Below are 12,219 nucleotides of genomic sequence, written 5' to 3' on the forward strand. Positions count from 1 at the left end.
TTGGGCGCAACCGATGTTGTCAATAATGAAGATGTAGGTAATGTATTGACTTACAATCCAACGACAGATTTCTTATCCAACACAACGTATTATGTAACAATCACCGCATACAATTCCGCAGGCGATGCTACAGGTTGTTCAGAAACAAGTTTTACCACAGAGAAAAGGGGTGAGATAAAATATGGTTTTTCACCAGATGGTGATGGAATTAATGAATATTGGGAAATCAAGGGGATAGAGCAATATCCGAAAAATGTTGTGAGTGTATACAACCGTTGGGGAGATATGGTATTCGAAATTAAAGGGTATGATAACAATTTAAGAGTATTTAGAGGAGAGGCTAATAAGAAAAAAGTTTTAGGAGCAGGAGCTTTGCCTTCAGGAACTTATTTTTTCAATATTCAAATTACAGGGACACATAACTTTAAAAAATTAAAAGGATTTTTAATCTTAAAACGATAAAAATAATTATGCAAGCAGTATTTAAACCAATATTTATTGGATTACTTTTTGGGATGTTTCATGTATGTTTGGCGCAGCAAACACCAACTTTTTCTGAGTACAATTACAATGTTTTTATTTTAAACTCAGCATATGCAGGTTTTGAAAAAGACACTGAATTGGTGTTTTCGAGTGCAGGTTTTTCTAATGAATTAGATGGAGCACCAAAAAGTACAACTTTTAGTTTTAACACCTCTTTAAAAGAAGGACAAATAGGTCTTGGAGCAGGTGTTATTCATGATGAAGTAGGGGTGTCAAAAACAACAACAGCTTTTGCAGCTTATTCATATAAACTTTTTTTTGATAGTCAGGATGATCGACCACATTGGCAACATTATTATCCAACAGTTCTTTCTTTTGGAATAACAGCTGGAGCACAGTTTTACAATGATAATTTGTTAGATTTAGGAATTATTGATGATCCTAAATTTCAACAAAATATAAATACAATAATTCCTATTATAGGTGTTGGTTTTATGTTTAATTATAAAGAGTTATTTGTTGGTGCTTCTATGCCAAATGTGTTAGGTGCTGAATTAGCGTCTGAGGATAATTTAGATTTATCAACACCTTTTTATATTTATGGGGGATACCGAATTTTTACAAATGTTTTTAGAGAGACAATGATTAAACCTAGTTTTTTATTGAAAAAAGAAGGAGGAGTGCCATTACAAGCAGATGTTAATGTAGCAGTAAACCTTAAAAATAAGATAGAATTTGGTGCGGGGTATAGAACCAATGGCTCCCTAAATTTATTATTAGGAGTTTATGCACTTAAAAAACTTAGGGTGATGTATAATTATAACATGGCATCAGGAAATGCGCCAATTCATACAACTCACGGTATTGTGTTAGGATACCGATTTGGAGATGGATATTCGGAATAAACAGTAAGCAACTTTTAATAAAAAAGAGAGTTATGATTTGATATAACTCTCTTTTTAAGAGGTTAGTTTGTGCTGAAAATGTCTAATAATATTGGTTTTAATCCACTAAAGAAAAACTCTACAGCAATAACCATAACAATTAGTCCCATTAAACGCATCATAACATTAATACCAGTTTGCCCAATAACTTTTATGATTTTTGAAGAGCTATAAAGTATTATATAAGTTAGTAAAATTACTAAGAAAGCAGTAAAAATTAACGCTATTTTTTTCTCCATAGAATCAGCATCTTCCATCATAACAATTGCGTTTGTTAAAGCTCCAGGACCACAAATCATAGGAATTGCTAGTGGTGTTACAGAGATGTCGTTTACATAATTTTTTACTTCAGGGTCTTTCAATTTTACTTTTCCTAATCTAGCATGTAGCATATCCATCCCCATTAAAAAGAAAATTACACCACCTACAATTCTAAAACTATTAACGGATATTCCAAAAAAGTTAAATAACAATTGACCAGAAAAAGCAAAAATCAAAATAGTAATGAAACTAACTATCGATGCTTTTTTTGCAGTTTTTGTTCTATGATTTTGATCTAAATCAGCAGTCATCGTCATAAAAATCGGCATGGTTCCAAAAGGATTTATCAATGTAAAAAAAGATGTAAAAGATAAAATTCCAAAAGCGATTACTTCGTTCATAATTTATTTATAAAATAGCTGTTTTTAACATACAATTTTTAATGATTTGATACGTGCGCTCAATATCATTATCCAATCCGATAGAAAACCGAATTAAACCATCAGATAAACCCATTTCTTTCTGTTCATCTTCTGGAATTTCAGATGACGTTGAAGTTCCAGGAGCTGAAAATAATGTTTTATAAAACCCTAAACTAACCGCTAAGTAACCTACATTTTTTTCTTGCATTAATTCCATTAAAGCATTTGCTTTATCTAACGAACCAGCATCAATAGTTAACATACCACCAAAACCGTACTCTTCATTCATCATCGATTTAAAAATTTCATGTGATGGATGTGATTTTAATCCAGGATATACGGTTTTTAATCCGTCAGCTTCAAATTTTTCAGCTAAAAAAGCAGCATTTTTACTGTGTTGTTTTATTCTGATGTGCAACGTTCTCATATTTTTTAAAATTGATGAAGAACGCAACGAATCCATTGAAGAACCTAATAACATACTTGCGCCATCAATTACACTTTTTTGCGAATTGATAAAATCTGCGGATGCACAAACAACACCTCCCATAGTATCAGAAGAGCCATTGATGAATTTTGTTAAACTATGTATTACCACATCGGCACCTAATTGCGCAGGTGAAATTGATAACGGAGAAAAGGTGTTGTCAATGACTAATTGTAAGTTGTACTTTTTTGCTAAAGCGGATAAGCCTTTAATATCGGCTATTTCTAATAGCGGATTACTTACCGATTCGCAATAAATCATTTTTGTGTTTTCGGTAATGGCAGCTTCTACAATTGCTAAATCTGTAATATTAACAAATGATGTTTTTATTCCTAATCTGGGAGTAAAGTTTTTTAAAAAAGCATAGGTTCCTCCATAAATAGTTCTACTTGAAACAACATGATCATTAGCCCCACAAATTTGTAAAATGGTAGCTGTAATTGCTCCCATTCCAGACCCAGCAACATTGGCAGATTCTGCACCTTCCATAGCTGCTAAAGCTTCACTTAAATATAAATTTGAAGGTGATGTGTGACGGGAGTATAAATAACAACCATCGGTATTTCCTTCAAAAGTATCGAACATTGTTTTTGCTTTTAAAAAAGTGTAGGTAGAAGAATCAGAAATAGAAGGATTTATACCTCCATATTCTCCAAAATATTGTAGGTCTTGAATATTATCAGCAGGTTTGAAACTCATAATGTAATTTTTTAGTTGTTTTTATTGCTGTAAAACACATGTTTTTTTGATTGTAAATCAATGCATAAGGTTAATTATAGATTATTTTTCTTTAAATTTTAGTATTAGTAGTTTTAAAAGTTTATTTTTTGCTTTTTAAAGTATAAAAACACTTAAAATTTTCAGATGAAATTAGATGGAATAGATAAAAAATTATTGAGCTTACTTCAAAAAGATAGTAAGCAAACCACAAAACAATTGTCTTTACAGTTAAATTTATCGGTAACTGCTGTTTATGAGCGAATTAAAAAGCTTGAAAGAGAAGGTGTAATAACCCAATATGTGGCACTACTTGACAAGAATAAAATTGAAAAATCTTTTTTAGTTTTTTGTCATTTAAAGTTAGAAAAACATACTAAAGAAAATATTGTAGTTTTTGAAAAAGAAATTACAAAATTAGAAGAAGTAACCGAATGCTTTCATGTCAGTGGTGATTACGATTATATTTTAAAAATTTACGTAAAAGATATGGATGAATACCGTGATTTTATGGTAAATAAATTAACTGTATTAAAACACATTGGAAGTACTTACAGTACGTTTACTATAGGTAAGGTCAAAAATTCTAATGCTATTATATTATAAAAGAGCAACCAATTAAACGGTTGCTCTTTTGATTTTTGTTAGAATAATTATTATATCAATAATATTTTATTTTTTAATTAAAACTATATTTTCGGTTTGTTTTTCAACTAGTTTTTTATAAAAATTTTTAACTATACCATAGTATTGTTGATTAATAATTTGTGTATTAAATTGTAATATTGACGATAATTTTATTTTATTTCCTTGAACTGTAACGAGATATTTAAAGACCCCTAGATTATCAGGTAAAGCAATAGCACTCTCTTTAGGAAAAGATTCAACGATATAACCTTCAGGCACCGTTATAGAAACTGTAAATTTATCTTGCCAAGGAATGATATAATCAATAGGATAGTTTCTTTCATTAGTCTTAAATGGGTTTTCCGAAGTTGCTAAAAATAATAAAGGCGAAAAATATAATTTTTCATTAACCTTTTCAATTAAATCTTCACTTGTAAATTTTAAGGTTTGTGTAATTGATTTTGTAGTGTTTTCTTTATTTAAAATTTTAAAGTCATTAACTTCAATACTAAGTTTTTCTTCTATTGATGTAATAATTTCATCTTCTTTTTTGATGTTGTTTAATTGTCTGTAAAACATAGCCGCATGACCTGACAATGATTTTCGATACATTCCTGTAACTTCACCTAAATCAGCATCTATTTTTACATATAAAATATTATTTTCTTTTGAGTGCTTTGTAGGGGTTAGTTCTACTTTTCTTGAGTCTCCATTGGTAAGAATTTCTCTTCCATACCAATTTAATGCTCTTTGTGGAATTACATTAGGAGCAGAATAAGGGTCAGTAGCATCTAATAAAATATATTTTCCATTAGAAAAATTAACTTTTGAAATAACATAATTAAATCCTAGTACAGTAGGGAAAAGAGGTACTCCGCTGTTTTTTGTGCTTATCAAGACAGGGTTAGCGTCTAAACCAGCAAATCGTAGCATTGATGTAAGCATAAGATTTATTTCTGCAGAATTTCCAGTACCTTCTTTATATGCTTTTTTTACACCTTTATCGGTGTACTTAGAGTAGTATCTATTCCATTTTACTTTAAATTTCAAAAACTGAAAAATAGATAAAGCCTTTTCGAAATTATTTTTACTATCACCTATAATTGATTTTAAATCATCTTTGTAGTAATTGTTTTTTTCTAGTTCTCGACCAAAATATGGAGACTCATATATCGTTTTAGATATGTTTTTCCAATTAGTAGAGAGGTATTTAGGGACTGAGTTTGGGAATTTTAAAACACTTGTTTCAAACTTTATAGCAGCTCTATAGTTGTGAATATTAGAAGAAAAAACCTCTTTGCTTTTTAGCCTTGGTACATTTTCTTCTTGAATGATGTATAGATAATTTTTAAATTCTAAATTACCTTCAAACTTAGTTTTTACATACCCTCCTTGTTGGTTAACCATTTTGTCATATTTGTAAGGTATCGTTTTATTTTCAATACTTTCTTTGATGTTAAAATGTAGGAATCCTTTAATATGTTTTTTTGTTACGAAATATTCTGGAATTTTAACAATAACATCGAGTTTTTTTATAGGTATATTGTTTTGTAAATAAATTTCACTAATACTAGAGGTAAATGGAGAGGTTATGGTATAACTTAAGTCAATTATACAAAAAGGCTTTACGTTAGGCATTGTAAATTTAACCAATTCTAAATATTTATTTTTTTGTTCTTTAAATATATCTTTTTTTGTCAGTTTTGTTCTTTCTATTTTATTTTCATTAAGATTAAAAGTGTATGCTTTTAATGAAGAAATATTCTCTTTAGTGTTATTGTTTTTTAATAGTTTTATTTCTTTTTTAGAAAATTTGTAACCATTCTTATTTAATATTTTAATTGTTTCTCGTACGTAAGTTTTTGTGGTCCAGCCTTTAGTAGGGCTAAATTCGTATTCAATTTTTTTTTCTTTTAAAAGATATATCGCATCTGCAGTAGAATCTAAAGGGTGAAGTTTTTCTTCAAGTTCAGTTTTTGAAACTTTTCCGAATTTTATTTTTTGAGAATTGATTGTCAATGAGATTAATAGTGTAAAAAGTAAGAGTGTTTTTTTCATAGTAATTATTGTTTAGTAAGTTCTGTTCTTAAGTTATCATATTTAGCAACCGTTTTTCTGAATTTTCTGTAGGCTTTATATTCTTCTTTTGGATGTATTCCTTTTTTTAAAGAGAACTCTCTGTTGTATTTAAAAGAAGTTTCATTAATTTTTTCAAAAGCTATTTTATAAGTTCCAAACTTATTTGAAATATGTTTATTTAACGGTAAGTTTAAAATTGAATATCCTTCAGGTATTTTAAAAGTAAAACTATCTTTGTCAGTAAAGCCTCTATCAATTTCTAAAACTCTTTTTCTATTCCTATATCTTTTAGGTATGCTTGTAATTCTATTAAAAACATTCAGCTTAAATAAATAACTATTATCTTTAACTGTTGCAAAATTTTTAATATTTGCATTTATTTTTTCAGTAAATTCAACTTTTTCTTTATTGTTTTCAAGTACTACGTTTTCAATTTCTAAGTTGTTATTGTAATCCCAAACACGCGATTTGTAATACTTATTGAGTTCTTTTTTAGTGTAGTTTTTAATATGGTATCTATCACCATATTGTGTTCCGTATGATTTTTTTTCAATAGTTGCGCTCATGTCACCATTAGTTAAAAGAGTGATAATTGCGTTGTTTAATTGTAAGTTTTTATCATTGATATATGAAGTAGTTCTTTTAATAATTCCACCCTCAGGTGTAATAACTAAAACATCTCTATCATCAGTAAAATCTCCTAAAAATCCAAAAGGAATTGTTTGACTAGTACATTCCAACCAAACATCATTGCCATTATTTGGAATATTTAAAATCACGTGATTTCCTTGCATAGAAGAAAAATAAGTATGTACATTTTTCTTTTTGCTTCCTGCCCATACAACTGAATAATGTGATGTTACGCCTGCTGCATCTAATAATGCTTTTGTATAATTAGTTAAACCTTTACAATCACCATATCCTAGTTCATCCACTTTATTTGCGGTTATAGGTCTCCATCCCCCAATATCTTCTTGAACACTTATATATCGTGTTTTATCTTGAACGTATTTATAAACAATTTTGGCTTTTTCTAAGGGAGATTTCACTCCACTAGTTAATTTTTTAATATTACTTTTTATAGTTTCAGAAATTACATCGTTCCCGTTTTTCAGATGATTGTATCTCCATTTCCCAAACTCTTTCCAATTAGAAGCTTTACCTTGTACTCCTTTTAAACTAAACTCGTTTAATGAGATACTAATATTAGGTACAAAATCTTCATAATTAACGGTTCCTCTTTCGTACTTAATAGCTTTTTGATTTGTTAAAGAATAGCTTAAACTATTCTCATTTGAAGATTTTTCAATAGCAAATCCTTTAAAATTCTTCTCCTTTTTTCTAAAAGATATATTCTGAGGATTGTGCAGTTCGTAGATACTTTTTTCTACAGATAGATAATAATTTTCTACAGGGAACCACTTAGGGATGAATCCTGTTGATGAGTTTTTATATTCAGATTCTATAACAATCGTATAAGGATAAGATGTAGGTGTATACTCTAAGACTTTAACTCTAGAGTCTGAATATAAAGTTCCGCCATCAACAGCAGATACATCTGTAAAATCACCTTTAGAGTATTTTTTCTTTTTTTTACCTAAGGCATCATATATAATTGCAGATAATTTAGTGATTTTAGTATCCTCATCATAGTGTTTGTAGGCATCTACATGTGTTTTTCCTAATTTATTTAAAACGGTAACAATTCGTTTTTCTTTAACAATTAATTGGGTTGGAGAAGTAACTGTTATCGTTGTTTTTTGAAGCCTAATAACAGCATTTGCATCTGTTTTTAGTATTTCAGGAATAGTCAGAGAAGATAAAATATTGGCTTCTTGGGCTTGGGCTATTGTTTTTACACATAGCAAAATAGCCATCAAAAAGATAGCTTTGGATATTCGATTCATGCAATATTATTTTTTTGATTCGAATATAAAAAAATTATATGATTTCTTGTTGATTTTTATAAAAAGTATCCGCTTGTTGTTTTAGTAAATTACGTGCTATTTTTTGCTTGTACAGATACAATTCTTCTTCGGTTTTAAGATCAGAATACACTTTGTTATTAAGGTCAATGTCAGTTTTTAAAATGGCTTCTCGTTGTTGTACTTGTTGTTCAATCCATGTTTTAACTTTTGATTCTTCATTTTCGAGTTTAAAATCATATTCTCCTTTAGGGCTGATAAGTTTCGAAAAAATAGGTGCCGTTTCAATCGCTAAAAACAATAAAAAAATAAAGAATGAAGGTAGCCAAGGCAATGTGTTTAATGCCTCAATACGCGCCATTAATCCATCGAAATTAGAAATTATGGGTTGTGTTTTTTCTTCAGTTAACAGTTGTTTTTCTTGTAAGTTTACAATCGCTAATTCTTTCGCTTTAATTTGTTGTTTATTGTTCTCTTTTAATAATTGTAGTTCAGTTAAAGAGGCATCGTGTTTTGTTCGTTTTTCTTTATAAACAGGCCCTTTTCCTAAGCGTTTCGTTCCTTTTGTGCCTTCAGCTTCTGCAATATAAGTTTCGTATAGTGCATTGGTTTCGGTTTCTTTTGTAAGAATTTCATTTTTTAAAACGTTAATTTCAGAATTAAGACTGTTTATTTGGGGTGTAAATTGTTGTGCAATTTGGGTTTTATTTGCTAAAGTCATTTTATTTTTCTCAGTTAACAAAACCTGATTAATTTCTTTTTCAAAAATCTTTAATTCTAGCGGCTTTGAAATTACCACGGCAATAATAAATGCTAAAAGTAAACGCGGAATTACCTGTGTTATTTCTTGACGTTTTGAATCTCTTTTTTTGATAGTTGAAACAATAAAACGATCTAAATTAAAGATTAGCAAACCCCAAATAAAACCAAAAAAGATAGCTGAATATAAGTTGTCAAAAATTATAAATAGCGCATAGCTACACGCAATTGTAGCCATCAAGGCTGTAAAAAATACAGTTGCACCAATACCTGCATATTTGTTTTGCTCTCCGTTAGCGCAATCTTTAATTAATTGTAAATCTACTCCCGAACAAATAAGAAAAAATTGTTTTAACATAAAAATAAGTATATGCTATAAGAACGATATTTTTATAAAAATGTTACAAAAAAAGCCTCAATTAAGAGGCTTTTAACAAAAAAAATAGCTTTTGAGATTGATTTCAATACTTTTTTTAAGGTATAACGAAATTATTTAGATAATTCAGTAAAATATTTATAAAAATGAGGAATTGTTTCAATTCCTTTCAAGTAATTCCAAACCCCAAAATGTTCGTTTGGTGAGTGAATAGCATCAGAATTTAATCCGAATCCCATTAAAATAGTTTTGCTTTTTAACTCTTGCTCAAATAAAGCAACAATAGGAATACTACCTCCACTACGTTGGGGAATTGGCGTTTTGTTAAAAGTTTCTTGATAGGCTTTACTGGCTGCTTGATACGCAATATTATCTATCGGAGTTACATACCCTTGTCCTCCATGATGCGGTGTAACTTTTACGGATACAGACTTTGGAGCAATGCTTTCAAAATGTTTTTTAAATAAATCGGTAATAGCTCTCCATTCCTGCCCTGGTACAAGTCGCATCGAAATTTTTGCATACGCTTTACTAGCAATAACTGTTTTTGCACCTTCGCCAATATAGCCGCCCCAAATTCCGTTTACATCTAACGTTGGTCGGATAGAGTTGCGTTCGTTGGTTGTATATCCTTTTTCACCGTGTACATCGTCAATTTTTAAAGCATCTTTATATTCATCTAACGAAAAAGGTGCTTTTGCCATTTCATCACGCTCTTCACGAGATAATTCTTCTACATTGTCGTAGAAACCAGGAATGGTAATGTGATTGTTTTCATCGTGTAATGAAGCAATCATTTTTGTTAAAATATTGATTGGGTTTGCTACGGCACCACCATATAAACCTGAGTGTAAATCGCGATTAGGACCCGTAACTTCAACTTCTACATAACTTAAACCACGTAAACCTGTTGTAATTGACGGAATATCGTTTGCAATCATTCCTGTATCAGAAATTAAAATTACGTCGTTAGCTAATTTTTCTTTGTTTCTTGGTACAAACCAAGCTAAACTTTCTGAACCAACTTCCTCTTCACCTTCAATCATAAATTTCACATTACAAGGTAAGTTTCCTGTACTTGTCATGTATTCCATGGCTTTAACGTGCATGTACATTTGCCCTTTATCATCACAAGCTCCACGAGCAAAAATTGCACCTTCAGGATGAATATCTGTTTTTTTAATTACAGGTTCAAAAGCGGGAGAATCCCATAACTCAATTGGGTCAGCAGGTTGCACATCGTAATGACCATACACTAAAACCGTAGGCAAATTAGGGTCGATAATTTTTTCTCCATAAACAATCGGATAACCAGGCGTTTCACAAATTTCTACTTTGTCGCACCCTGCTTTTTCTAAGCTATTTTTAACAGCATCGGCAGTGTTTAATACATCTTTGCTAAAAGCTGGATCGGCACTAACAGAAGGAATTTTTAATAAATCGATTAATTCGGTTATAAATCTATCCTTGTGCTGATCAATATATTTTTTAATGTCTTTCATGGGTTGTTATTTAATAGGTATCAAAAATAATAAAAATTTTGTGCTTGTGCTTTGTAGTTTGTAAGTATTGTTTATATTTGCAGCCACAATTCAATAAGTATGCGGGCGTGGTGGAATTGGTAGACACGCTAGACTTAGGATCTAGTGCCGCAAGGTGTGGGAGTTCGAGTCTCCCTGCCCGTACAGCGTTAAAAAGCTTCTCATTTACGAGAAGCTTTTTTATTGTTTATAAAGTTTTTTTTATCTAAAACTCCAATTTTTATAATTACTACTAGCTTCTAGCCTAGTTTCAATAGCATCTGGCAATTCTGGGAAAAAATCAATACCAGTTTTTTCTTCTAATTTATCAATAGAAACCACAAAATTATATAAAGGTTTGTTGCTTTCTTTATGAGGAAATAAAAACGCAATAGCTTTTATTTCTGGCTGTGAATAATCTAATAGTATCTTATAAAATTCGGTAGGAACACTTACTTTGTTTTTGCCAATAGTTTTTAAATCAGATTTTAAAATACCGCCAGTAACAACATATAAATGTTGGTGTTTTTTAACCCAATAACGCGTTTTTTGCTCTAATCTGTTCCAAATACCAGCGTTAAAATCGTGTTTTTGAGGCGAAATATTAGAAGTGTAAAAAGTTTCGTCATGTGCTGCTTTAGAATAACGCCTATCGGCAGCAGGACACAAATGCCCTTTATCATAACCAGATTTTTTATAACTCCGCCAATTAGCAGATTTTGTTTTTACCTTCGGATCGTTAATAAAATAAGGACGTTTAAAGTTGTTATAAACAATATCACTTTTATTTAACGAATACGCAACCCATTCTGCTTGCTCATGTTGTTCGCTATAAGATAATTGATATCCATGATGTTTTACAATAACTCCAGTTGTTGAGGTAGGTAAATAATTAAAATCTCCAATATTTTCAACGGTTTTTTCAGAAGAAAAGTCAGAATTGTTTTCACCTTTTTTAATCCAGTAACTAAGAAGTAAAACAATAGCAGCAATAATTATTTGTATTTTTTTAGCGTTACTCATTAACTTTTTAGTAAAATTTCCTTAAAGTCATCTGTTTTTTCAACCTGATCAAAAATTGTTTGAAACTTGGTTGGCGGAACCGTTAATTTTCTTTTTACCAAATCTAACCAAGCTCCGTACACGGTAATTATTGCTGATAATTTTCCTGTTTCGTTAAAAACTTCGTGCTGAATTTTCCAACGCTCCCCTTTACTTGATAACCCAATTATTTTTAAATTTACTGAGATATCGGTTCCCATGTGAATTTCTCGTAAAAATTTGGTATTCTCTTCAAATAATATAGGGCCGGTTTTTTCTTTAGTAAAGTCTTGAATCGTAATATCATGCTCCTTAAAAAAACGTAATCTCACTTCGGCAGCATAATCATTGTATGCCGTGTGTCGCATATGTATATTGGCATCAAAATCTGACCATCTTGTTTTAAAATCTACACTAAAACTCATTTCTATCTTTATTTTTTTGAAAAGCGAAGATACAAACTTTCATTCTTTGGGCGTTACCACAAGGGTCGGGCTTTTCGCACTCGCTTTTTGTTCGTGTCTCACAAAAGAGCTTAAACAAATGCTACAATCCCTAACGCGGGTGTTTTGTCAATT

General features: G+C 30.3%; 11 protein-coding genes and 1 tRNA gene. 4 read left to right on the forward strand and 8 right to left on the reverse strand.

What is annotated here, in order from left to right; all coding sequences use genetic code 11:
- On the forward strand, nucleotides 1–462 hold a 462-nt coding region (locus tag Q4586_RS11335; protein ID WP_303529067.1), incomplete at its 5' end, for a T9SS type B sorting domain-containing protein.
- A gap of 8 nt (nucleotides 463–470) precedes the next feature.
- A complete protein-coding gene (locus tag Q4586_RS11340) occupies nucleotides 471–1,388 on the forward strand; it encodes a PorP/SprF family type IX secretion system membrane protein (RefSeq protein ID WP_303529068.1) in 918 nt (305 codons plus the stop codon).
- A 62-nt stretch (nucleotides 1,389–1,450) separates the two neighbouring features.
- Here the strand turns inward: Q4586_RS11340 and Q4586_RS11345 are convergent, their stop codons facing one another.
- A complete protein-coding gene (locus Q4586_RS11345) occupies nucleotides 1,451–2,089 on the reverse strand; it encodes a MarC family protein (protein WP_303529070.1) in 639 nt (212 codons plus the stop codon).
- A 7-nt stretch (nucleotides 2,090–2,096) separates the two neighbouring features.
- Nucleotides 2,097–3,296 carry an aminotransferase class I/II-fold pyridoxal phosphate-dependent enzyme gene (locus tag Q4586_RS11350; RefSeq protein ID WP_303529072.1) on the reverse strand — a complete coding sequence of 400 codons (1,200 nt, stop codon included), beginning with the start codon at nucleotides 3,294–3,296 and terminating at the stop codon, nucleotides 2,097–2,099.
- Nucleotides 3,297–3,461: 165 nt separating this feature from the next.
- On the opposite strand from Q4586_RS11350, the gene Q4586_RS11355 reads away from it, so the two are divergent.
- Complete coding sequence (locus Q4586_RS11355) at nucleotides 3,462–3,920, forward strand: Lrp/AsnC family transcriptional regulator (RefSeq protein ID WP_068701383.1); 459 nt, start codon at nucleotides 3,462–3,464, stop codon at nucleotides 3,918–3,920.
- 66 nt (nucleotides 3,921–3,986) lie between these two features.
- Here the strand turns inward: Q4586_RS11355 and Q4586_RS11360 are convergent, their stop codons facing one another.
- The 4 genes from Q4586_RS11360 to Q4586_RS11375 form a co-directional block, all read right to left on the reverse strand.
- Nucleotides 3,987–5,999 carry a DUF3858 domain-containing protein gene (locus tag Q4586_RS11360; RefSeq protein WP_068701381.1) on the reverse strand — a complete coding sequence of 671 codons (2,013 nt, stop codon included), beginning with the start codon at nucleotides 5,997–5,999 and terminating at the stop codon, nucleotides 3,987–3,989.
- Between the two features lie 5 nt (nucleotides 6,000–6,004).
- The gene (locus Q4586_RS11365) at nucleotides 6,005–7,927 is read right to left on the reverse strand and encodes a DUF3858 domain-containing protein (protein ID WP_303529075.1); all 1,923 of its coding nucleotides are present in this window, start codon (nucleotides 7,925–7,927) and stop codon (nucleotides 6,005–6,007) included.
- Nucleotides 7,928–7,961: 34 nt separating this feature from the next.
- Entirely contained in the window at nucleotides 7,962–9,062 is a 1,101-nt protein-coding gene (locus tag Q4586_RS11370) for a DUF4407 domain-containing protein (RefSeq protein ID WP_303529076.1), read from the reverse strand.
- A gap of 131 nt (nucleotides 9,063–9,193) precedes the next feature.
- Nucleotides 9,194–10,582 (reverse strand): dipeptidase, encoded by a 1,389-nt coding sequence (locus Q4586_RS11375; protein ID WP_303529078.1) that lies wholly within the window; start codon nucleotides 10,580–10,582, stop codon nucleotides 9,194–9,196.
- Between the two features lie 101 nt (nucleotides 10,583–10,683).
- Between Q4586_RS11375 and Q4586_RS11380 the strand changes: the two genes are divergently transcribed.
- Nucleotides 10,684–10,765, forward strand: a tRNA-Leu gene (locus Q4586_RS11380).
- A 57-nt stretch (nucleotides 10,766–10,822) separates the two neighbouring features.
- Here the strand turns inward: Q4586_RS11380 and Q4586_RS11385 are convergent.
- Complete coding sequence (locus Q4586_RS11385) at nucleotides 10,823–11,623, reverse strand: DNA/RNA non-specific endonuclease (RefSeq protein ID WP_303529079.1); 801 nt, start codon at nucleotides 11,621–11,623, stop codon at nucleotides 10,823–10,825.
- Nucleotides 11,623–12,066 (reverse strand): acyl-CoA thioesterase, encoded by a 444-nt coding sequence (locus Q4586_RS11390; protein ID WP_068701370.1) that lies wholly within the window; start codon nucleotides 12,064–12,066, stop codon nucleotides 11,623–11,625. The genes Q4586_RS11385 and Q4586_RS11390 overlap by 1 nt, the downstream gene beginning before the upstream one ends.
- Between the last annotated feature and the right edge of the window lie 153 nt (nucleotides 12,067–12,219).

The sequence above is a fragment of the Tenacibaculum soleae genome, from assembly GCF_030549005.1.
GTDB lineage: Bacteria > Bacteroidota > Bacteroidia > Flavobacteriales > Flavobacteriaceae > Polaribacter > Polaribacter soleae.